General features: G+C 70.0%; 25 protein-coding genes. 9 read left to right on the top strand and 16 right to left on the bottom strand.

The features are described from left to right. The first annotated feature begins 99 nt into the window (after positions 1-99). The gene (locus ACYVPE_RS14435) at positions 100-1,410 is read left to right on the top strand and encodes a cytochrome P450 family protein (protein WP_461033958.1); all 1,311 of its coding nucleotides are present in this window, start codon (positions 100-102) and stop codon (positions 1,408-1,410) included. 243 nt (positions 1,411-1,653) lie between these two features. Here ACYVPE_RS14435 and ACYVPE_RS14440 read toward each other — a convergent pair whose 3' ends face one another. Then, on the bottom strand, positions 1,654-1,809 hold the full coding sequence (locus tag ACYVPE_RS14440; RefSeq protein ID WP_461033959.1) for a hypothetical protein: 156 nt from the start codon (positions 1,807-1,809) through the stop codon (positions 1,654-1,656). A gap of 647 nt (positions 1,810-2,456) precedes the next feature. Between ACYVPE_RS14440 and ACYVPE_RS14445 the strand changes: the two genes are divergently transcribed. Further along, positions 2,457-2,774: a hypothetical protein gene (locus ACYVPE_RS14445; RefSeq protein ID WP_461033960.1), complete on the top strand. Its 318-nt coding sequence runs from the start codon at positions 2,457-2,459 to the stop codon at positions 2,772-2,774. A 188-nt stretch (positions 2,775-2,962) separates the two neighbouring features. Here ACYVPE_RS14445 and ACYVPE_RS14450 read toward each other — a convergent pair whose 3' ends face one another. Next, complete coding sequence (locus ACYVPE_RS14450) at positions 2,963-3,229, bottom strand: hypothetical protein (protein WP_461033961.1); 267 nt, start codon at positions 3,227-3,229, stop codon at positions 2,963-2,965. A gap of 246 nt (positions 3,230-3,475) precedes the next feature. Between ACYVPE_RS14450 and ACYVPE_RS14455 the strand changes: the two genes are divergently transcribed. Next, entirely contained in the window at positions 3,476-3,673 is a 198-nt protein-coding gene (locus ACYVPE_RS14455; RefSeq protein ID WP_461033962.1) for a hypothetical protein, read from the top strand. Between the two features lie 518 nt (positions 3,674-4,191). Here the strand turns inward: ACYVPE_RS14455 and ACYVPE_RS14460 are convergent. After that, entirely contained in the window at positions 4,192-4,359 is a 168-nt protein-coding gene (locus tag ACYVPE_RS14460) for a hypothetical protein (protein ID WP_461033963.1), read from the bottom strand. A 305-nt stretch (positions 4,360-4,664) separates the two neighbouring features. On the opposite strand from ACYVPE_RS14460, the gene ACYVPE_RS14465 reads away from it, so the two are divergent. Continuing rightward, positions 4,665-5,156: an RICIN domain-containing protein gene (locus ACYVPE_RS14465; protein ID WP_461033964.1), complete on the top strand. Its 492-nt coding sequence runs from the start codon at positions 4,665-4,667 to the stop codon at positions 5,154-5,156. Between the two features lie 145 nt (positions 5,157-5,301). On the opposite strand, the gene ACYVPE_RS14470 is transcribed toward ACYVPE_RS14465, so the two are convergent. Beyond that, positions 5,302-5,574 (bottom strand): helicase associated domain-containing protein, encoded by a 273-nt coding sequence (locus tag ACYVPE_RS14470; protein ID WP_461033965.1) that lies wholly within the window; start codon positions 5,572-5,574, stop codon positions 5,302-5,304. Between the two features lie 126 nt (positions 5,575-5,700). Here ACYVPE_RS14470 and ACYVPE_RS14475 point away from each other — a divergent pair, with 126 nt between their 5' ends. Further along, on the top strand, positions 5,701-6,801 hold the full coding sequence (locus ACYVPE_RS14475; protein ID WP_461033966.1) for a hypothetical protein: 1,101 nt from the start codon (positions 5,701-5,703) through the stop codon (positions 6,799-6,801). 6 nt (positions 6,802-6,807) lie between these two features. Here the strand turns inward: ACYVPE_RS14475 and ACYVPE_RS14480 are convergent, their stop codons facing one another. After that, positions 6,808-7,137 (bottom strand): hypothetical protein, encoded by a 330-nt coding sequence (locus ACYVPE_RS14480; RefSeq protein ID WP_461033967.1) that lies wholly within the window; start codon positions 7,135-7,137, stop codon positions 6,808-6,810. A gap of 419 nt (positions 7,138-7,556) precedes the next feature. After that, positions 7,557-7,715 (bottom strand): hypothetical protein, encoded by a 159-nt coding sequence (locus ACYVPE_RS14485; RefSeq protein WP_461033968.1) that lies wholly within the window; start codon positions 7,713-7,715, stop codon positions 7,557-7,559. 378 nt (positions 7,716-8,093) lie between these two features. On the opposite strand from ACYVPE_RS14485, the gene ACYVPE_RS14490 reads away from it, so the two are divergent. Further along, the gene (locus tag ACYVPE_RS14490) at positions 8,094-8,393 is read left to right on the top strand and encodes a hypothetical protein (RefSeq protein ID WP_461033969.1); all 300 of its coding nucleotides are present in this window, start codon (positions 8,094-8,096) and stop codon (positions 8,391-8,393) included. A gap of 198 nt (positions 8,394-8,591) precedes the next feature. On the opposite strand, the gene ACYVPE_RS14495 is transcribed toward ACYVPE_RS14490, so the two are convergent. From ACYVPE_RS14495 to ACYVPE_RS14520, 6 genes are all read right to left on the bottom strand, one after another. Continuing rightward, positions 8,592-8,999, bottom strand: a complete 408-nt coding sequence (locus tag ACYVPE_RS14495) for a PPOX class F420-dependent oxidoreductase (RefSeq protein WP_461033970.1) — start codon at positions 8,997-8,999, stop codon at positions 8,592-8,594. A gap of 89 nt (positions 9,000-9,088) precedes the next feature. Beyond that, complete coding sequence (locus ACYVPE_RS14500) at positions 9,089-9,292, bottom strand: DUF1918 domain-containing protein (RefSeq protein WP_461033971.1); 204 nt, start codon at positions 9,290-9,292, stop codon at positions 9,089-9,091. Positions 9,293-9,505: 213 nt separating this feature from the next. Next, positions 9,506-9,793 (bottom strand): helicase associated domain-containing protein, encoded by a 288-nt coding sequence (locus ACYVPE_RS14505; protein WP_461033972.1) that lies wholly within the window; start codon positions 9,791-9,793, stop codon positions 9,506-9,508. A gap of 32 nt (positions 9,794-9,825) precedes the next feature. Continuing rightward, on the bottom strand, positions 9,826-12,282 hold the full coding sequence (locus tag ACYVPE_RS14510) for a tetratricopeptide repeat protein (protein WP_461033973.1): 2,457 nt from the start codon (positions 12,280-12,282) through the stop codon (positions 9,826-9,828). Continuing rightward, positions 12,279-12,710, bottom strand: coding sequence for a hypothetical protein (locus ACYVPE_RS14515; RefSeq protein ID WP_461033974.1), 432 nt, complete (start codon positions 12,708-12,710; stop codon positions 12,279-12,281). The genes ACYVPE_RS14510 and ACYVPE_RS14515 overlap by 4 nt, the downstream gene beginning before the upstream one ends. Before the next feature lie 177 nt (positions 12,711-12,887). Further along, positions 12,888-13,190, bottom strand: coding sequence for a hypothetical protein (locus tag ACYVPE_RS14520; RefSeq protein ID WP_461033975.1), 303 nt, complete (start codon positions 13,188-13,190; stop codon positions 12,888-12,890). Between the two features lie 188 nt (positions 13,191-13,378). On the opposite strand from ACYVPE_RS14520, the gene ACYVPE_RS14525 reads away from it, so the two are divergent. Next, positions 13,379-13,759, top strand: coding sequence for a hypothetical protein (locus tag ACYVPE_RS14525; RefSeq protein ID WP_461033976.1), 381 nt, complete (start codon positions 13,379-13,381; stop codon positions 13,757-13,759). 115 nt (positions 13,760-13,874) lie between these two features. After that, positions 13,875-14,174, top strand: a complete 300-nt coding sequence (locus ACYVPE_RS14530) for a hypothetical protein (RefSeq protein ID WP_461033977.1) — start codon at positions 13,875-13,877, stop codon at positions 14,172-14,174. Between the two features lie 61 nt (positions 14,175-14,235). Here ACYVPE_RS14530 and ACYVPE_RS14535 read toward each other — a convergent pair whose 3' ends face one another. After that, the gene (locus ACYVPE_RS14535; RefSeq protein ID WP_461033978.1) at positions 14,236-14,478 is read right to left on the bottom strand and encodes a helicase associated domain-containing protein; all 243 of its coding nucleotides are present in this window, start codon (positions 14,476-14,478) and stop codon (positions 14,236-14,238) included. Between the two features lie 208 nt (positions 14,479-14,686). Here ACYVPE_RS14535 and ACYVPE_RS14540 point away from each other — a divergent pair, with 208 nt between their 5' ends. Then, the gene (locus ACYVPE_RS14540; RefSeq protein WP_461033979.1) at positions 14,687-15,904 is read left to right on the top strand and encodes a hypothetical protein; all 1,218 of its coding nucleotides are present in this window, start codon (positions 14,687-14,689) and stop codon (positions 15,902-15,904) included. A gap of 351 nt (positions 15,905-16,255) precedes the next feature. On the opposite strand, the gene ACYVPE_RS14545 is transcribed toward ACYVPE_RS14540, so the two are convergent. The 3 genes from ACYVPE_RS14545 to ACYVPE_RS14555 all read right to left on the bottom strand — a co-directional run bounded on the left by ACYVPE_RS14545 (position 16,256) and on the right by ACYVPE_RS14555 (position 20,382). After that, a complete protein-coding gene (locus ACYVPE_RS14545) occupies positions 16,256-16,465 on the bottom strand; it encodes a hypothetical protein (RefSeq protein WP_461033980.1) in 210 nt (69 codons plus the stop codon). Between the two features lie 826 nt (positions 16,466-17,291). Next, positions 17,292-17,735, bottom strand: a complete 444-nt coding sequence (locus ACYVPE_RS14550; protein WP_461033981.1) for an RICIN domain-containing protein — start codon at positions 17,733-17,735, stop codon at positions 17,292-17,294. 163 nt (positions 17,736-17,898) lie between these two features. Next, positions 17,899-20,382: a helicase associated domain-containing protein gene (locus ACYVPE_RS14555; protein ID WP_461033982.1), complete on the bottom strand. Its 2,484-nt coding sequence runs from the start codon at positions 20,380-20,382 to the stop codon at positions 17,899-17,901. Between the last annotated feature and the right edge of the window lie 582 nt (positions 20,383-20,964).

A 20,964-nucleotide genomic window follows, 5' to 3' on the forward strand; every position in this document is an offset into this window, starting at 1 on the left:
GCGGTGATGTACTCGTCTGGGTGGATTCACACCGATGGGGGACGCACGGCGTGGGCGGTGTGTGATTTTTGGAGGTGCCGCAACCGCACAATCGCCGGTTTGGAGCGCCTTGGTATGGCCGAGCAGGATCCGGAGATCACCGACGCTGACGACGAGCTGCTGGACCTGGGCGATCAGGAACTGGTCCGGGATCCCTTCGGCTCCTATGCCCGGATCCGGGAACGTGCCTCGATGGTGCGGGGGCGGGTGCGGGGCGCCGACCCGATGTGGGTGGCCACCCGCCACGAGGACATCCGTACCGTCATGAGCGATCCCCGCTTCACGAACAGCGCCAAGGCCTGCCCGGTCGCGTCGGTCGCGAACCGCACCGAGCAGACCTGGAAGGACCGCGGCATGCGCCCGGGGTACGAGAAGTACCTGCGCGCCGGGATCTTCGATGTGGACGGCGCCGACCATCGCCGCCTGCGCGGCCTGCTCACCGCCGTGTTCTCGCCCCGCCGGGTCGCCTCACTCCGCCCCAGGATCGACGCCATCGCCGCCCAACTCCTCGACGACCTGCCAGGCCACGCCGAAGACGGCGTCGTCGACCTCGTCGAACACTTCGCCGGCCCGCTGGCCATCACCGTGATCTGCGAACTCATCGGCATCCCCGAGCCCGACCGGGACCGTTGGCGAGCCCGCAGCACCACCCTGGACGCCGGCGTCCGCGGTACCGAACTCGGCGACGCGCTCGTCGGCATGATCGACGACGCCCACATCCTCATCGATCACCGCAAGGCCCACCCCGGAGACGACCTGATCTCCGACCTGCTCGCCCCCCACCACCGCGACCGACTGAGCACCGACGAACTCGTCACCCTCATCGTCAACCTCGTGGTCGCCGGGCACATCCCCACCGTCAGCCTCATCGCCAACGGCACCGAGGCTCTCCTCACCCACCCCGACCAACTCGCTCTGCTCCGCGCGGACCCCACCCTCATGCCGCACGCCATTGACGAGCTCGTGCGCTACTGCGGCCCCGTCGTCCGCGCGCTGCCGCGCTACGCCACCCGCGACATCGCCCTCGGCGACACTCCGGTGCGCGCGGGGGAAGCGGTCCTGCCGATCGTCTCCGCGGCCAACCGTGACCCGGCCGCGTTCACCGACCCCGACCGCCTCGACATCGCCCGCACCCGCCGCGGCCGGGAGCCGCACCTCGGGTTCGGCTACGGCGCCCACCGCTGCGTCGGCGCACACCTCGCCCACGAAGAGATCGCCAGCGCCCTGACCGCGTTGTTCGGTCGATTCCCCGACCTGTGGCTGGCCGCCGACCCGGCGGATCTACATCGGGGCACCAACCCGGTCGACTGGCACCAAAAAACCCTCCCACTCCGCCTGGGGTCGACCGTCCCAACTCCTCATCGGCCCTGAGGCCACCGAATCCTCGAACACGTCGAGCCCGCGTATCCGCACCAGCCCGGCGGCGGGGAGCGGCGTGGTGCTGCTGGCGTGGCGGGAGTTCGCGAAGCGCCGGCAGCGTCCGGCCGTCGCGGTCGCAGGGTCTGTGGTCCGGGGGCGCCGGCACCGCGCGCCAGGCTCCTGGTCCTCGTCGCCGTCGACGACGTCCTGGAGGACCAGGTGCTCGATGTGGCCGCGGGTGAAGCGGGGTAGAGGTCAGCCGCAGTTCGAGCCCTGGACCGTGGTCGACACGGGTTCGTCGGGGTTGGAGATGACGTCGATGGAGATGCACGGGTTGTCGTTGAACCCACTGAGGACAGCGACGTCCGAGTCAGCGGAAGCGGTGCCGGCCGTGGTGAACAGTCCGGCCATGGTGAGGACAACAAGGCGAGCACAGTGCGGATACGCACGGGGAGTCTCCTGATCTCGCGATAGCGGGCAGCCTTTGTGCGACCCGACACGACAGGGGAACTACCGGCCGCGGCCCTCACGCTTCCCTGTTCCACGCTGGGGGACGAACAGGACCACCCGATCAGCCGCCGTGATCCCGACCGGTGGGCCCAGCAACTGGAGCGTGGACGCCGTCACGGGCCGCCCGATACCCGGTCAGCTGGCACAGTGGAGCATGGACCGAGACGCCTACAATCCGAGCACATCGAGGGAGGACTGCTGCTCCACGGACAGCGTGTGTCGCGACCGCATGTTGGATCTCCGCACCCCCAGATTCACCGACACCACCTCGGGCTGCTCCTGGCCGCCGCCGCTGTCGCCGTCGAGGGCGAGGTGTTCGACGTGGCCGCGGGGAACCCGGAGTGGTCATCCGGGGGCGCTTGGGTTCTTCGCCCGCGCGCGATTCCACCCGAAGGCGCCACCTCGACCCCGCCGTCGACAACGGGATGCGCTCAGCCGGCCTGCACGACGGGCTCACCGGCGACCCGGGGGACGATCCCCGCCCGGTCTCGCTCCGGGTTCGTCGGAATCCCCACCGGGCCGGCGCTGTTGGGGCGAGGATGGGCGATATGCGTCATCCCAGGGACAGCGAGTTCTACCGCTGGATGCTCCACCAGGCCCGGACGGTGGGCTGGGACCTCGAGGAGACCGAGGACGTCGACGGCGTCGCCGCGCCGCGCTCGCACATCCTGTTGGTGTGGGCGGTGATCGCCCTGAGCGAAGGTCTCACACCCGAGCAGACCGCCCACCTCGCCCGAGGATTCGGCGTCGACCCGCAGGAGGTCACTGACGCCTACCTCCCCGAGATGCGGCAGCGGGTCATGGACGACATCCTCGCCAACCCCGACCTCCGCCAACTCGATGAGCACCTGGACGGACTCACCTGAGACCCGAGGGTTGACCAGGTTGGTCAAGCTTCTAGGCAAGCCCCGATTGCGTGGTCAACCAGGCGTGGCGGGGGGCGCGGGGCGACGAGAGCGCCACCGGACGCCCGTGAACGACCTCATGGAGAAGCCCCCGCCCGGCGGCCGGGGGCCGAAGAACGGGGCACGGTGTCGAGCAGTGGGTGGCGTGGCTAGCCCTGCTGCCAGGTAGCGCCGGAGCCGGTGAAGGAGCCGGAGACGCCGGTGTCGTCGGACCAGATCCAGAAGTCGGTGTGCTGCACACCGTCCGAGGAGGCAGACGATTCGGTGCCTGCGACGCCGGCGCCGTTCTCGTTGACGACGAACTGACCTTGGCCGAAGCCGGCATCGAAGCCTTCCTGGGCGGTGGCGGTACCGGCGGCGCCCAGCAGGCCCGCGGCAGCGAGGGCGAGAGCGGCAATCGTAGTGCGGATACGCATCGAGACTCCCGAAGGTGGTCGTCAGGCCGCTGGTCACAGCCCGTCGCCCCGGACCTGCCCGACCGATGCGGTGGAGTCACCTGTGGCCACGCCCACGAGTGAAGGGCGTCACCCGGCCAGCCGGGCGCGCGAGGTGATCGTGTGGGGGTCACTCAGAAGAAGTAGTTCATGGTTTGTGCTGGATTGGGTGGACAGGGTTGCGTTCGGGACATCCAGTTCCCGTTCGTATCGTTGAAGGAGGACTTCATGCGCCGCACCATCTCCACCTTGATTCTGCTCGGTGTCAGTCTGGCCGCGCCGCTCACCCTCGCCGCCAGCGCCGAAGCGGCTGGGTCCGTCTCCCAGGAACTTTGTCTGGCCGGCGGTGGGAACCCCGCTTACGTGCCCGGCGGATGGGTATGTCAGGGCGGTCAGTTCAACGGCTCCCCCATCTATGACATGTGACGCCGCCCCGTACAACCTGAAGGATGGTGTCCGGCCCACGAAGGGGCGGGCACCATCGCCGTATCCGTCGCAGACGAACACCCCATTTCTGTTGGTGAGCACCCCACGCTTGAGGCGCCCACGTCTACCGCCGCTCTTGTCCGCCGCCGGCACAGTGAGCACGCCGATTCCCACTCATCAAGAACATCGCCGGACAACCGTCGGCCAACATGAACGACGGGCGTCCCCCGCCTCGGACCCGCGCTACGCCGGGACGAGGCGGCCCGTCGTGGCACAGGACCGATTCCGCCTTCCGGGGACGAACGGATCGGCCGCCGCACCGGCCCCCACCGCGATCGGCGCCGCACCGTCTGCCGGACGCCTCTGTCGGCCCCACACGCCATGCGATGACAGGCCGGTTCCACAATCTCGCCCGTGCCCGAGCCGCCCTTACAACCCCAACTCGTCGAGGGCGACCTGCTGCTCGACCGGCAGGGCGTCCCGCCGGCTGCGCATGTTGCTGCGCCACACCCCGAGCTTCACGACGACGGCCTCAGGCTGCCCCTGGCCCCCGCCGCCGGGGCCGACGTCGTCGACATCGAGGTGTTCGACGTGACCACGGGGAACGCGGAGGCGGCCTCCCTGGCGAGGTACTGCCGGGCGGCGGCCAAGGCCCGCTCGAACTGGGGCTTCCTCGCGGCCAGCACGTTCCGAGGCCCACTACCGGGGGTGGGGAGGAGCCGAATCGGCGCTGTTCCTGGCGTCGTATCGCCGGGATTGCGCGCCCTTCCACTCCCGGCAGCAAGACCGGGCTGTGCTCACCCAGAGGCTTCGGGCGCTCCCACCTTCGAGGGAAGTAACCGGAGTCCGTCTTGTCGCCGGAATCGTGGCTGCTGTCGGCTTGTCACAACAGCGCTCGTCGCCCGAGCGGCGAGCGTGATCGAGGCGATTGCTCCGGCGAGGAGGAGGTCAAGTGACTGTGAGGTTTCCCAGGTCGCTTCGTCTGCTGGGTGTGGCGGCAGCAGCGATGGCGGCGGCCCTGTTGTCCGTGTTCAGCGGGGCCCAGGGCGCCGCTGCATCCGGTCCTGATCAGGCAGACGTGCGTCAGGTCGTGGGCGCGGAGATCATCACCTCCGCGGGCGAATGCCTGACGGTGCAGAACGGCTCCGACGGCGCGTTCATCGTGACGCAGCCCTGCACGGGTCAAGATCCCCAGCGGTTCCGTCTGCGCCCTGTCGATGTGGGGTGGTACGAGATCGTCACCTTCGTCGACAAGTGCGCCGTCGTCTATCACGACTTCCTCGGCGGGACGCTCCGGCAGGAGCCGTGTGGCGTCTACACCGATAGCGAGCGCTTCTCCGTTGTCCCCCTCGGGGACGGCTGGTACGAGATCGTGGCCGCCGACAACGAGTGCCTCACCACCGTGGAAAGCAACATCATCGAGACGAAACCGTGCACAGGCGACCAGGCCCAGAGGTTCAGGTTCCGTTCCATGAGTACGTGAGCCCGGTGACGCCCCGGGCATGAGCAGCCCCGGTCGGCGCTGCGACTGGCCGTCCCCGGCCACCCGACGCCGCCCCACGGCCGGCCGCCCTCGCCAAAGGCGGCCGGCCGGTTCCACAACCTCACCTAGCCGTGTCTGAGGCGCCCTACAGCCCGAGCTCGTCGAGGGCGGTCTGCTGCTCGACCGGCAGCGCGTCCCGCCTGCTGCGCATGTTGGATCTCCAGACACCAAGGCGCACGGCGACGGTTTCGCCCGGCTCCTGGTCCCCGCAGCCGGCGGCGTCCTTGAGGACCAGGTGCTCGACGTGGCTGCGGGGAACCTTCAGGTGGCCCTCCCGGGCGAGGTACTGGCGGGCGGCTGCGAGGCCCCGCTCGAAGGACCCGGCGCGCCCGCCGGACGGCTTCCTCGCCGCCGGCACAGTTGGCGCCGCCGGCTCCCGGTCCGGGCCGGCTCCTGCGCGCCCTCCGCGGTGCCCTGAGGGGCCTCAGGAACCGCGTGGAGCGGGCCGACGCCCAGATGCACTATCGGGTCGTGGGCGACCGAGGTGCCGCTGCCGGCGACCGGCACCTGGGCCACCGCCGGCCGTGGCGGTGCCCAGGCCGACGCCGTCCTGGCCGCTCCCGAGGCGGGGGTGCCGCTGCTGTTCGTGGAGGTCGACACCTGCCACATGGACGCCCAACGCATCGCCACCAAGCTCGGCAAGTACATGCGGTTCCTGCAGCGCCGCGTCACGGACGTCGACGGCAAGCAACGCGCGATGTGGCGCACCCGCTGGGAACACCCCGACAGCCACCACGGCCAGGTGCTGTACCCGCCTCTCCTGCTGGTCTTCCACCAGCTCGGTGCCCGCTCCCCGGAAGCCTCCTTCGAGCGGGTGGCCGACCTCACCCGCCCGCACTGGGCCGGCCGCTGGGAAGCTGCGGAAGAGTTCCACGACTACAACGACAAGATCCCGCTGCTGTTCACCACCATCGACCTGCTGACCGAACACGGCCCCGCCGGCGCGGCGTTCCGCCGCGCGGGCCGGCAACACTTCCAGACCCTCCCCAACGCGATCGGCAACGCCCGCCGGGACGCCGCCCTGGCCCGCAGCCACGCCCGTAACCAGGAGCGGGCCCGCCAGCACGAGGCAGAGCAGGCAGCCGCCCGCGAGCCAAGCGACCCACCTGCGGCGAGTGCGGCACCAAGTTCACCGACGACCACTGGAAGTACACCCAGGACCGGGACGCCGCCTACGACCCGCACCGGCACCTGTGCGGCCCCTGCGCCAAAACGGCCGCCGACCGCGCCCGAGCCGAACGAGAAGCCGCCAGGCGCCAGGCCTGCCGACGCTGCGGATACCCCCGCGACGACGACCAACCCACCACCGACCCCGTCCTTCGCCACGCCCCCGCACCGGACGGGCTCCACTGCGCCGCCTGCCGCCAGGAGCTCACCCCTCCGCCCGGCCGCAACCGGCTGGCCCGCTTCCTCCTTGGTGACTGACGGCCCGCCGGATGGTCAACCGCAGGTCAGACCGTTGACCAACCTGGTCAAGCCCTCCGGTCAAGCCTCTCCCGGCCTGGTCAACCGGGCGCAGGGGCTTCCCGGTCCGCCGGCGTGGCGCCAGGCTGGGGGCGGGGAGAGCGCCACCGGATGCCCGTGAACGGCCTTATGGAGAAGCCCCCGCCGGCGGCCGGAGCCGAGGGACGGAGGCGGGGTGTCGAGCGGCGGGTGGCGTGGCTAGCCCTGCTGCGCCGGAGCCGGTGAAGGCGCCGGAGACGCCGGTGTCGTCGGACCAGATCGAGAAGTCGGTGTGCTGGACGCCGTCTGACGAAGCAGAGGATTCGGTGCCTGCGATGCCGGCGCCGTTCTCGTTGACGACGAACTGCCCCTGGCCGAAGTTGGCGTCCAGGCCTTCCTGTGCGGTGGCGGTGCCGGCGGCGCCGATGAGGCCGGCGGTCGCGAGGGCGAGGGCAGCGAGCGTGGTGCGGATACGCATCGAGACTCCCGAGGGGGATGGTAAGGCCGCTGGTCACGGCCCGTTCGCCCCGGACCCTGCCCGACCGGATGGGTGGGGCCACCTGGGGTCACGCCGACGAGTGAAGGGTGTCACCCGGCCGGCCGGGCGCCCGGCACGTCGCACAGGCCCAGTGCCGGACTGCCCATGCGAGCGGTCACACAGACGGGGGGCCGGTGCCGGCCTCCCGTCTGTGCCGAGCGCCGGGTGTACTGGCTCGGCCGGGCCGTCCTGTCCGAGGGCAGGGCCACCGCTTGGTCACGTTCCTGTGGGTGTCCCACGGTGAATGGGATGCACTCAGCCGTCGCGAGTCCGGAGTTCGTGGTGGCGTTCTTCGGACTCCCGTTGTGCGGGGCTCGCTGCCGGTTGCTGTCTACCGAGTGTTCCGGAGGGGCGGGGGGTCAGTCTGGGATCGGGGTGTTGCTGCAGTTGTCGGCGGTGCACAGCTGGATGTTGAGGGCGCCGTAGCCGAGGTCGAGGTTTCCGAAATCGTCGGCGGTGGTGGCGATGAGGCCGGCGGCGGTCAGGGCGAGGGCGGTCAGTGTGGTGCGGATGCGCACGGGATCTCCTGAGGAACGCGGCGATGGGCTGCCTGGTGCGGCCCGTTGTGGCACAGGTGCCCGGTCGTGAAGGCTTCGATATCGCCTCTTCGTGCGGCTGGGTGAACGCTGTCACCCCGTCGTGCAGGTGCCACGAACCGCTGGCCGGTTCGGCCGGACGTCCGTCCCTGCGACTGGAGCACGGAATGCGAGAAGTCGACCGGTCCTCAGGCGCCTGGGGCCCGAGTTGCACGTCGGTGTTGCCGACATCCTCAGTCGTCGAGGGATGTTCTCTTCGCTCGTTCGGGGGAGGGGGTGCATGGCGGGGATCGCGGTGGGAGAGGGCTTGGGCGATCACTGATGAGCCTGCCGAGGCGGGCGATAGCCATGGAGCTTGCGATGACGATGATTCAGACCGGCAAGGTGCAGCTGCGTTCGGACAACGCCACCGAGCGCACCGGGGGTAACACCTCGACGTTCACCCGGGTCACCTTCCCCACGCCGTTCCCGGCGGGGACGGAGGTCGTGGTGTTGCCGCTGACCCAGACGTTCAACGGCGCTGAGACCCCTGGGATCCGGATCCACGAGGTGACCCGGGAGGGGTTCTATATCCGGTTCAACGAGGTCGTCATGGGCTCGAGCAACAGCGACGGGAAGCACACGGAGGAGACGGTGGGCTGGCTGGCCACCACCGTCTGACCCAACCCTGGAGCGGGGCGGTCCGCGGGGGCGGCGGCCGTCGCGGACCGCCCGGCCCCGGGGATCGGTCGAAGCACGGACGTGGCTGGGTGCCGGATCCCAGGCGCTCAGGCCCGGGGGCAGGTCACCAACGTGATCGCCCGCGTTCTGAGCAGCTGATCCTCATGACCTGCCCCTACCAGCCCGCTGGGCGGCACGTCAGATCGATCCGACGACCTTGCGTGGTGTCACCCGGACCACGACCCGTTGGGGATCGTCTCCTGCGGCGGGGTTGAAGTCGGCGTAGTCCTTGCCCGTGTACTTGCGCGACAGGGTGTCGATCAACTCCGCCGCGCCCTCGGTGGTGATGGTCGCGGTGCCGCGGACCTCGGCATAGGTGTACGGCGCGTTCGGCGGGTTGATCATGATGGTCGTGCGCGGGTCGCGGCGCAGGTTGAGCTCCTTGCGGCGGCCGACGGTGGTGGACAGCAGCAAGTCGTCGCCGTCGCGCGTGATCCAGGTGATCGACTGCTGCGCACTGCCGTCGGGCTGGACGGTGGCCACGCACGCGAAGACGGGGGAGTCGTCGATGAGCTTCTTCAGATCATCGGGGAGTACAGCTGACACAGCGGGTTCTTCCTCCAAGGTCACAGGACAACGCGGCACTGGTGGGCGGGTTCGCGGTTGAGGAGCCGGCAGCCCCTTTGGCCGCGCGACTATCCCTGGGCGTCCTGCGGGGCACGCTGTTCGATGACGCAGTCAGGGCCGGGGTAGACCAGTGACTCATGCCCATCCGCGAACCTCACGAGATAGGGCGGCTCACCTTCCAGCCCACGAACGTCAACGATCTCTCCGGACTGCTCCCGCATGCCGACGGTTCGCCCCCTGATGTGAACCCTGTCACCAACTGATGCGCGCACGCTCTTTCCTCCACACCTCGGGTACCAGCCTCACGGTTACTCACGCTGCCCAACGCGTGAGGCGTGATGGCGTTACTCAGGGCCGCCATCAGCAGTCCGACGCCCGCCCCGTCGGACCCGTCTCATCCGCAGTGGGAGCAACACGAAAGACGCCAGCACGTCCTTGGCAGCCACTGCGGTAAGCCTCTTGAAGCCCAGTCACCTCACCCATCCCTACAGCCCGAGCTCGTCGAGGGCGGTCTGCTGCTCGATGGGCAGGGTGTCCCGCCGTGAGCGCATGTTGCTGCGCCACACCCCGAGGCGCACGGCGACGGTCTCGCCCGGCTCCTGGTCCCCGCCGCCGGCACCCTCCTCGAGGACCAGGTGCTCGACGTGGCCGCGGGGAACCTTCAGGTGGCCCTCCCTCGCGAGGTACTGCTTCGCGGCGGCGCGGCCCCGTTCGAACGACCCCGCGCGCCGCTGGTGGGCATCTCCGCGCCCAGCATCTTCGGCGGTACCCATGGTGGGTGAAGGCTGTCCGCTCCCTGGTCCGGTCACGATTCTTGCTGCTGCTTCCACTCTTCAAGAAGGCGCCGGGTGGTGAGGGTGTCGGGGTGGTGGGGCCCTTGGGTGCGTTCGCGGTCGGCGAGGACGGCTTCTTGGGCGCGGCCGGCTTCGGCGTAGAAGGTGGCGAGGCTGTGGCGACTGTTGAGGGTGTGGGGGTGGTGGGGTCCGAGGATGCGTTCGCGGTCGGCGAGGACGGCTTCTTGGAGGGTGACGGCTTCTTGGGCGCGGCCGGCTTCGGCGTAGAAGGTGGCGAGGTTGTTGCGGGTGTTGAGGGTGTGGGGGTGGTGGGGCCCTTGGGTGCGTTCGCGGTCGGCGAGGACGGCTTCTTGGAGCGTGATGGCCTCTTGGGCGCGACCAGCTTGCCAATAGGAGATGGCGAGGTTGTTGCGGGTGTTGAGGGTGTCGGGGTGGTGGGGCCCTTGGGTGCGTTCGCGGTCGGCGAGGACGGCTTCTTGGAGCGTGATGGCCTCTTGGGTGCGGCCGGCGTCGGCGTAGGAAGTGGCGAGGTGGTTGCGGGCGTCGAAGGTCTGGGGGTGGTGGGGCCCTTGGGTGCGTTCGCGGTCCGTGAGGACGGCTTCTTGGAGGGTGACGGCTTCCTGGGTGCGGCCGGCGTCGGCGTAGGAAGTGGCGAGGTTCGCTCGGGTGGTGAGGGTGTCGGGGTGGTGGGGCCCTTGGGTGCGTTCGAGGTCGGTGAGGACGGCTTCTTGGAGGGTGATGGCTTCCTGGGTGCGGCCGGCGTGCCAGTAGGAAGAGGCGAGGTTGTTGCGGGCGGCGAGGGTATGGGGGTGGTGGGGGCCGAGGATGCGTTCGGCGGTTGTGGCGAGGTGTTCGTCGTAGGTGACGATGGCCGTATACAGGCCGGTGGCGCTCAGGCTGTGGCTGGTGTGGAAGAGGATGAGGTGGCAGCCGTCGTCCTCGCTCCACAGACGGTGTCCGGCGTGGTGGTTGAGCGCTTCGGTGTTGGCGCGTAGGGCGGCAGATAGGTCCGGGTGTTCGTGGTCGTCATCGGGCCACACCTCAAGGAGTGCGTCGGCCGCTGCGCGGGCAGCCGTTTCGAGCTCGGCTTCCGACGTGGTTTCTTGGGCGGCGCGGGCGGTGAGGGCGTGGATCCGGACGGCCGTGTGCTCGCTGGCTGGGGCGTGGGTGAGGAGGCCATAGCGGTGGAGGAGCCGCATCGCGGACCGTGCCCGAGGCGCGTCCACCGTCTCGTTGTCCTCGCCCGCGGCGCTGGTGGTGAGGTAGATGGTGATGGCCTGGGTGGTCCAGAGGGTGTCGGGGTGGCCTGCGGGGTCGAGGAGCGCGGCGAGGGCGAGAGCGGGGCGGGCCAGACCGGCGGGCTCAGCTTGGTTGGCGGCATCGAGGGAGAGCAGGAGTGCAGCGTCGACGTGGCGGCCGTAGCCGTCGGCATCAGCATCCGCTGGCAGCGCCTCGGCAAGCCTTCGCCGCTGGTCGGTGAACAGGGCGAGGTAGTCGCGGCAGGTGGTGTCTTGGTTGGTCATGTAGGCGGCGGCGTGGGACAGCGCCAGCGGCAGATACCCCAACGCTTCCGCCAACTCGCCGGCCGCCTCGTCCAGGAGGTGGGCCGCACCCGCCGTGGCGAGGCGCTGGGTGAGGTAGGCGACGGCTTCCTCGGAGGCGTAGACGTCGATGTTGACGAGGGTGCGGCCGCCGCCGGTCAGGACGGCGTCGCGCAGCCGGGTGGTGGCCACCGTCCACCCACCCCCGTCAGCGCCCGCGCTCCCGCTGGCGCCGGTACGGCGGTTGGTGGGGGGCCACCAGGGGGCCAGCGCCGTCGGGTTGGTGATGTCGTCGAGGACGATCAGCCAGGTGTGGTCGGTGGTGGCCAGCCACTCCAGGAAGCACCGCGCGTCGGCCTCCAGGTCGTCGCCGGCCGTGCCGGGGGCGTGGACACGTGCGGCGGCTTGGGCGTAGGAGGTGATGACCTGGTTGGCCTCGCCGGCTGGGACCCACATCACCAGGTCGGTGCCGGCGTTCAGGGCGTCGGCGGCGCAGGCTCCGGCCAGCTGCGTCTTGCCCACCCCGCCCCCGCCGGAGATGACCTGGGTGAGCACGACCCGCCCGTCCGTCTGCCGGCCTTGGGCGATTGCCTGGCGCAGGGCGCTGCGGGGCTGGAACGCGGACGCGAGCGGCGGGAGCGGGCCCAGCTGGACGGGCCAGGACACCGGCCCTGCAGGGGGCGGGAGGTGGTAGTGCACGGAGCTGTTGTCGACGACGGAGCTGTTGTCGCCGAGGGCGGAGTGGGCGATGTCCCGGCCGGCCCCAACACCGCCCTCGGCGACGCGCAGGTTCACCGACCCGGGAGCGGGACCAGAGGGTGTGCCGGCGTCGGCCACGAGGACCTCCGACACGTCCTCGCTGGCGCCGGCGCGGCTGGCGCCGCCGGCGTTGGGGCGGGCCTTCCGTCGCCGGAAGAACGGAGTCACGGTTCACGCCGGCTATCGTCGCCCAGCGCGCTGTCGATGATGTCGCCGCCGGCGACGACGCCGCCATCGCCGACGCGCACATCCCCCGACCCTGCGGGCGGGGGGCCGGCGACAGGGGCAGTAGCGGGTCCGCTGACCTGTGAGCGGTCGCCCAGCGCGCTGCCGATGATGCTTCCCCCCGCGACGACCGCGTTCTTCCCTGCCTCCACACTGCCCCCGCCTGTCGAGGGTGCCGGTGCGGGGGCTGGTGGTGGAGTGCGGGCCAGGGCCGCCGCGGCGACGACCACGGTCGCCACCCCGGTGATGGCGCCGCTCACGGCGATGACCCGGTTCGTCGTGTCCTGGTCGGTCAGGATGGCGACCAGCGTCAACCCCACCGCGGCCAGACCGCCCACCACGGCGACCGCCCACACCCCGACCTTGCCCACACCACGCACCCCAGCCACCTGCATCCCCCCTCAGCCGACGTGACGGCCCGTCACACCACATCCAACATAGAAGAGAGCGGGCCCTCCCCGCACCATCCGATGCAGAAGGGCCCACGCTGCCAGGTCAACCGGCGCCGGCCGGCCCGTTCCACAACCTCGACCGCGTCCGAGGCGCCCCTACAACCCGATCTCGTCCAGCGCGGTTTGCTGCTCGACCGGCAGCGCATCCCGCCTGGAACGCATGTTGGATCTCCAGACACCGAGGCGCACGGCGACGGTCTCGCTCGGCTCCTGGTCCCCGCCGCCGGCGGCGTCGTGCTCGGGTACCCAGCCGCGGCCGCCGCCGTGCTCGATGCCGGCCGCGTCGGTCCAGGGGCGGGGCGGGAGCGCCTCCAGGCGGAGCTGGAGCGTCTGCCTGGTGCGCTCAAAGTCGACCAGGTCGGTGGGGAAGTCGATGACAGTGTCGGTGTCGTTGGGCACGACCGGCATAGTACGTGCGTGCGAATCCCGTGGGTGGGGTGGACACGCGGGTTGGTCAACCGCAGGTCAGACCCGGTTGACCAGATTGGTCAAGCCCCCCGGTCAAGCCTCTCTTGGCCTGGTCAACCGGGCGTGGGGGTTTCCGGTCCGCCGGCGTGGGGCCAGGCTGAGGCGGGGAGGTGACGTCGATGCCGGCCGAGAAGCCGAGGCGGCGGCGGTGCGAGTACCAGCGGTGCCGGCGCCCGTTGCCACGCGAGGCTTCGCCGCGGCGCCGGTACTGCGGCCCGAACTGCGTCGCGGCCGCGTACCGGCTGCGGAGGCGGCGCGAGCGGGCCCTGGTGCTGTGGGACGTCGTCATCGGCGCGAAGGCTGCGGAGATCCTTGAGACGAGCACCGGCCGCCAGGAGCAGCTGCTCGCGGGGCAGACGTGCGGCGGTCCCGTCTGCCGGGTGGTGCTGTGGGCCGGCGTCCGGCGGAGGCGGACGGCCCGGTACTGCAGCGCGCGGTGCCGCCAGGCCGCGTACCGCGAACGCCGACGAACCCGCGCCGATCATGACGCGGTGCCGTAACGTGCTGTCGATTTCCGAACCGTTGGTGACGTCACCACGTCATGATCGGCCGCCGGCCGGGCCGGATGTTTCGAACCGGTCCCGTCGACGGCGGGCGGGTTGAGAAGATGAGTGCATGAGTGATGGTGAAGCGCTGGATGACCCGATCTCCCAGTTGAACGAGGACATCAGCCTAGCGGTGAGCGGTCTCGGTGGAGCGATGATGGGGATCGCGGACTCGTACATGGAGCTGGCCTACGGCGCCGGCCGGGGATACGGCGTTCACGCCGACTACCGAAAGAACAACCTCATCACGGGGATGCCGGTCACTGAGTTGGCGAGGGAACTGTCGGAATGGGCTGCGGAGATTCTCGCCATGGCCAAGGCGCTGGATGCCCAGAGAGCCGCCCTCAAGAAGCTCGAAGCCGAAGGCTGAACCGACCGACCACCGGATGGCGGCCGGCCGGTTTCAGAATCTCGCCCGTGTCCGAGGTGCCCTACAACCCCAGCTCGTCCAGCGCGGCCTGCTGCTCGATGGGCAGCGTGTCCCGCCTGGAGCGCATGTTGGATCTCCAGACACCGAGGCGCACGCCGACGGTCTCGGGCTGCTCCTGGTCCCCGCCGCCGACGGCGTCCTCGAGGACCAGGAGCTCGATGTGCCCGCGGGGAATCTTCAGGTGGCCTTCGCGGGCGAGGTACTGGCGGCGGCCGCGAGGCCCTGCTCGAACGCCCCCGGGCACCTGCTGGTGGGTTTCCTGCCGCCGATACGGTTGCGCCGACCAGCCGTTCCGCCCGCCGGGCCGATGACTCGCCTTGAGGCGGTTGCCCAGGGCTGCGGGCCTAGGCATTCCGCGTAGCGCCTTCGGCTGCGCTGGGTGCTGCGGTGCTCGGGTTTTGAGGCCGCGTACGCGAGGTTCATGCCAGTACAGGGCTTATATGATGTTTGGTGTGGATCTTCAGGATCTGGCGGACCCGGTGAGGGTCTGGCACTACGCGGAGCGGTATCTCGGCGGTGGGACGCGTACGTACAGCAGGTTCGCCGCCGACATGGATGTCTCGGTGGCGTGTCATCCGCAGCGGGGCGCCGCCTCGTTCACGCTGCCCACCTTCCTGGTGCCCGCAGGGTTGGGTGAGCTGCTGACCAACAACATTCACTCGCCGCTGCCGGACCTGTACCGGGACGGGAGGCACGTGGTGTTTCCGGTGCATCCGGACACGCTGTCGTTCGAGCACCTGGTCGGGCGGCAGGAACTGCTGCGGTGCGAGGCCGGTCCGGGCCTGGAGGTGGTGCCGCTGGCCAACACCCGTACCGTGTCCGTCCGCGCCCTCGACGGGGAGCCGGTCGAGCCGCATCTTCTGAAGCTCCACTACCCTCGCCGGTTGTCACGGTTCACCCGTCAGCAGCGCCGGGGGGAGATCGAGCTCCAACTGTGGGTGGCCGAGCAACTCGTCTCGACGGGCGTACCGCTGCTGGCGGACGTGTGCGGGGGACTGTTCGGAACAGGGGCTGACGCTTGGGGTTTCCTGGTCCGCCAGCCACCCCCGCCACCGACCCGCCCCGGCCAGCTCACCGTGCCGCTGTTCGCCCTCTACGGCCAGGACCTCCACGCCCCCAGCGACCCCTCACTGCTCGAGCAGCTGGCGACCGCGAGTGGGGAGCCAGCCGCCGACTTCATCACCGAACGCATCGTTCGCCCCATGATCCGGCTCTGGACGCGCACCGCGCTGGCCACTGGGTGTGCCCTGGAACTCCACGGCCAGAACACCCTGGTGTCCTTCACACCCGACGGTGGGAGCCTGGAGGTGCTCTACCGTGACTGCCAGATCCACATCGATCCCGCGATCCGTGATCGCCGGGGTCTGCGGGGAGTGTTGCCGCCCACTTCCGTGATCTCCCGCGACGTGCGCTACCCCGCACCCGGGGTCTTCAGCCTCACCTACGACGGCTTCATGGGACACCACGCCCTGGACTACCTGGCCGAACTCGCGCACGCCCGCCTCGGAGTCGACCCCACACGACTCCACGAGGCGGCGCGCGAGACCTACACGGACGCGCGCGGAGACGAGGACCTCCTGGCCCCCACGGTCCACTACTACGGCGACGCCCACTACTCCGGCGACGACTGGCACCTGGTCGACACCGGACGCCCACCCCGATGGAGATAAACCCCAGCCAAGGCCAGCGCACGCGATGAGGACCGGTGCACGGTTCCATTCCACCGGCGCACCCACCGCGCGCACCACACCGACGAAGACCTCCTCCTCACCACAATCTGGCCAGTCCGGCCGGGCATCCTCGGCGAGCTCTCGGGCACCCCCTTTAGAGTCCGATCTCCTCCAGAGCGGCCTGTTACTCCACGGGCAGCGTGTCCCGCCAGCTGCGCATGTTGGATCTCCAGACACCGAGGCGCACGACGACGGTCTCGGGCTGCTCCTGGTCCCCGTTGCCGGCGGCGTCCTCAATGTCCTCGCCGTCCTGGTGCTCGACGCGGCCGGCGAACCGATGCGGTCGGGCCGCTAGCTCTCCGCGCCGGGTTCGACTTCGGGGATGGCGTCCTGGCCGCCTTCCGCCGCGGGGCCTCCGTTGTTCTCGATGATGTCCTCCGGGGTGCCGCCGCTGCCTTGCCATTGGGCGGCGATCGCCGCCTGCTTGGCCGGGGACTGCTTCTTGAACCATTCCAGCTGTGCGCCTGAGAGAAGCTCGAGGAAGCTGTCGATCGCGCCCAAGGCGTGCTCCTTGCCGAAGAAGGGGTTCTCCCGTCCCTTCTACGCCCAACCGGTGTTCACGGCATTCCAGGCGGCGGGCTACCCGCTGCGGGATCACTCGTTCAGCTCAACGAGAGGCCCAGCGAGGGGAAACGACGACCGCAGCATCACACAGCGCTACACGTCCGGTGGCCGACCGTATGTTGGATCTCCAGGCCCCGAGGCGTACGACGATGGTCTCGGGCTGTTCCTGGTCCCCGCCGCCGGCGGCGTCCTCGAGGACCAAGTGCTCGTCGTGGCCGCGGGGAACTCGGAGGTGGCCCTCGCGGGCGAGGTACTGACGGGCGGCCGCGAGGCCCCGCTCGAACGACCCCGCGCGTCCGCAGGACGGTTCCTTGCGGCCGGCACCGCAGCGCCGCCGGCCCTTGGACGCGGTGGGCTCCTCCACGGCCTCCACGGCCCCCTGAACGCCTTCAGGGGCGGCGTGGAGAGGTCCGCCAGCAACCCGCGCTGCGCCTTGGTGAGGTGCTTCCAGCCGTGCCGCTGCCGCCGGAGCCACGTCCCGACGTCCACCCCGGCCACCGTGACGCCGGGGAGGACGTCGTCACGTTCGGCGCCGCCGTCGACGCACTGCTGTACTCCCGCGTAGGCGCGCTGCCACTCGATCGGCCAGGCCGGGTTCCGGAACGGGTCGATCGCCTCCAGCTGCTCGCCGCGGCGAGCAGCCCGCGCCGGTTCCTTCCCGAGCCCGCCGGGCCGCCGCAGGTTGGCCAGGAACATCCCCCACGGGCGTCGAGGATGGTGGCGGACCGGGGGCGGCGAGGGCGCCGGTTGACCATGGCAGCGGTCAGCTGACGGCTTCGAGCTTCCACTCGTTGTGGTGGCCCAGGGTATGGAGGTTCAGCCCGGAGCCTTCGTCGCCGTAGGGGGCGTTGAGGTAGAGCCCGTCATCGCCACGCGACTTCAGCTGGATGGTGTAGGAGTTCTCCGCGCCGGTGGGCACGAACCTCCACAGGTAGGTGTTCTGGTCGGGCTTGTCATTGCCGAGGGTGATGGGCGTGCCGTCGTCGTCCATCCCGTTGTCGCTCCGCACGACGCCGTTGGCCCGGTGGTTCTCGATCCAGTAGTACCCGTCGTTGTGCGGGTGCAGTTCCCACTGGAAGTAGCTGTCCGAGCTCGGCGGCCCCTCCGGCGGCTTGTTGACCTGTACCTTTTCGAGGGACTGCCGCATCCACAGACTCACCCCGGTGTTGAAAAACGTGTACGGCACATTCGACTTCAAGTCGATCATCGTCGCCCCTGTCCACGGAGACCACCAGAGCGCGGCCCCTCGCACCGAGCATGGCCTGGCCGCCACCGGCACTGGGCCCCTCGCCACACCCGAAGCGAACCAGGCCACCCATCCGGCCGCCCGAGCGCGGCCCGTTCCACGGACTCGACCCGGGAGCCCCGCCTCACAACCCCAACTCATCAAGGGCAGCCTGCTGCTCGACCGGCAACGCATCCCGCCTCGAGCGCATGTTGCTGCGCCACACCCCGAGCTTCACCACGACGGTCTCGGGCTGCTCCTGGTCCCCGCCGCCGGCGTCCTCGAGGACCAGGTGCTCGACATGGCTACGGGGAACCTTCAGGTGGCCCTCCCGGGCGAGGTACTGGCGGGCGGCGGCCAGGCCCCGCTCGAAGGACCCCCCGCGCCCGCCGGAAGGCTTCCTCGCCGCCGGCACCGCAACACCGCCGGCCTCGGGCCCGGCAGGCTCCCGCACGGCCTCCACGGCGCCCTGTACGGCCTCAGGTGCCGCCTGGAGTGGTCCGATGCCCAGATCCGCGAGCAACCCGCGCTGCGCCTCGGTGAGGTGCTTCCAGCCGTGCCGCTGCCGGAGCAGCCACGTCCCGACATCGACGCCGGCGACGGTGACGCCGGGGAGGATGTCGTCGGGGTCGGCGCCGCCGTCGACGCACTGCTGCACCCCGGCGTAGTTCCTCTGCCACTCCACGGGCCAGGCCGGGTTCCAGAACGGGTCGATCGCCGCCAGCTGCTCGCTGCGCCGCCTTGTCCGGGCCGCGTCCTTGCCGAGGCCGCCGGGTCGTCGGAGGTTGGCCAGGAGCATCCCTACCGGGCGGTCGAGGATGGTGGCCGACCTCGGGGCTGCCAGGGTGCCGTACTCGCCGTGGTAGGCGCGTAGGACGTCGAGGGTCTCCTCCCACGCGAGTTCGCGTTCGTCCCAGACCATGCCGAGCGCCTCGAGGCGGCGGGCGCGGTTCCCGTTCATCTGGCCGGCCTGGAAGACCTTCCGCTGATCCGCCAGCCACTGCCCCAGCGGAAACGCTCCCTCCCGGTGCGAGAACGGCACCCTGCTGTGGCCGACCCGCTTCCGGTAGGCGCGCAGGGACTCGAAGCCGCGGCCCCAGTCCTGGCGTTCGGTGTCGATGACGTTGTACGCGATCCACTCCGCGACCGCCGCCGGATCTCGCTTCGAGGAGAACCGGAGCAAGAGCCGACCCTCTTCCTCACCATCCTCCGGCGGGACGCCGATGTCGGCCGTCGGCGACGTAGAGTTCGTGTTCGTCTGCGGAATCGCCAGCCACTCGATAGCCTGCTCATCATGTGCGCGCAGCCCTTCAAGGACCTTCACAAGGGGCTTGTACGAGGCGGAAGAGAACATGTCGTCGGGCTGTTCACCCGGTGCCAGGAACACCGGGACGATAAGCGAGGCGAGCTTACCCTCACCCGGCTTCTGTCGCAGAGCACGCCCGATGGCCTGGACGATATCGACTGGCGATCCCTTCGGATCCAAAAGAGCCACGGAATCCACCGCGCGAATGTCGACGCCTTCCCCGAGGACGCGGCAGTTCGAGAGGATCGCGAGCCCGGCGCGGGTGCCGAATTCCCCGAGCACCGTTCGGCGGTGGTCGGCCTCGTGCTCGCCCTTCAACCACCCCGACCAGACCCTCGCCGGGTACCGCTCAGGCTCCACGGCGTGCAGCTTCTTGCCCACCGCCGGCAGTCCGGTAGCGAAGGCTTCGGCCTCGACGGTCCGGTGGTGGAAGGTGATCATCGTCTTCAGATCGTGCTCACGGGCCGTCTTCAGCATCGCCGCCTGGAGCGCCCCGAGCCGAAGGCCGCGGATCTTCTCCTCGCGCTTCTCCGGTCCGTAGAGCTGGTCGGGCGGCAGCTGGGGGTCGACGAGTTCGACGACGATGATCTGGTAGCGCGCGAGCAAGCCGCGGGCCACACCCGAGGCCAGGTTCATGCGGTAGACGACCGGCCCGAAGACGGCCTCGTCATCCATGCTCGCCGCCATCTCCTCCGGCAGCGGGTCCCGCAGCGGCTCGGTGGGCGGGCGCTCCTGCCAGATGCGGGGCGTCGCCGTCAGGTACAGCCGCCGCAGCGCCGGCAGCAGCTTGTTGTCGTGGACGTCCGCCCACGCCTTCCCCATCGACCCGGACGTGCGGTGCGCCTCGTCGACCACCACCAGGTCGAACCGGTCCATCGGGAGCCCGTAGGAGCCCTCGAACGCCTCCACCAGGACCGGCAGAGACGAGTAGGTGGCATAGACGGTCACCGGGCCGGAGCCGTGCCACAGCGCCAACTGCGGGGCGCTCGTGGTCGCCCGCACCCCGCGACCCCAGAGCACCGGGTCGTCCTGGAGCGAGCAGACCGCGACCGCCGGGCCCTTGTGGCCGGCCGCCTGCCACGCGGCGACCGTCTGGGTCAGCAGATCCAGCGTCGGCACCAGAACCAGCACCCGGCCATTCCGTGCTACCTTTCGTGCCGTGAAAGCGGCCACCATCGTCTTTCCCGAACCGCACGGCATCACCACCGTCGCACGCAATCCCGCCGCCGGAATCCGCATTCCCGGCGGAATATCCAGCGCCCGCGCCCCGGCCTCTACCGCCTCAATTTGATGATCCCGGAGCTTAAAAGGCGTCGTCGCCATTTCATCTCTCCCGACAGAGAACCGAAACACTGAAGACCACAGACACCCTCCCCGCACGCTCAACCGGGAGGCAGTCACGATCCCTGAGTCTACACAGATGCATCCCGCCTCATGTAGAGCTTGATGCACTGTGACGCATGTCACGCGAACAGCGTGATGGATTGCCAGCACCTGGGGTGGTCAGCGCACTTGACGCCCCGAGAAGGCCAGTCGACCGGGCCGCGCGCCCTCGCTCGTCAACCCGACGCCACACGGAATCCATCCGATCGAGACCAGCCGTGCGGCTCCACCCGCGCGCCGGTTCGCCGGGCCTGTCGACCGTCCCAAATCCCGGCACCTGCCTGGGATTCCTGTAGTTACACAGGCTGCATCATCCCGCGATGCAGCCACCCCCTCCCCACCGCAGGTGCCGCTTTTCCGCCGGAGCGGAGCGGAGGCGGGATTCGCGCGAAGCGTGAATCCGACTGCGTGTCGGGATTTCCGCGAAGCGGGAATCCGTTGCCTCGCGCGAAGCGCGGGGTCCCGTCCGCGAAGCGGACGGTCCTACAAGCGCGCGCAGCGCGCTTGTACCCGCTCCGCGGG

It is taken from the genome of Streptomyces mayteni (genome assembly GCF_054783955.1).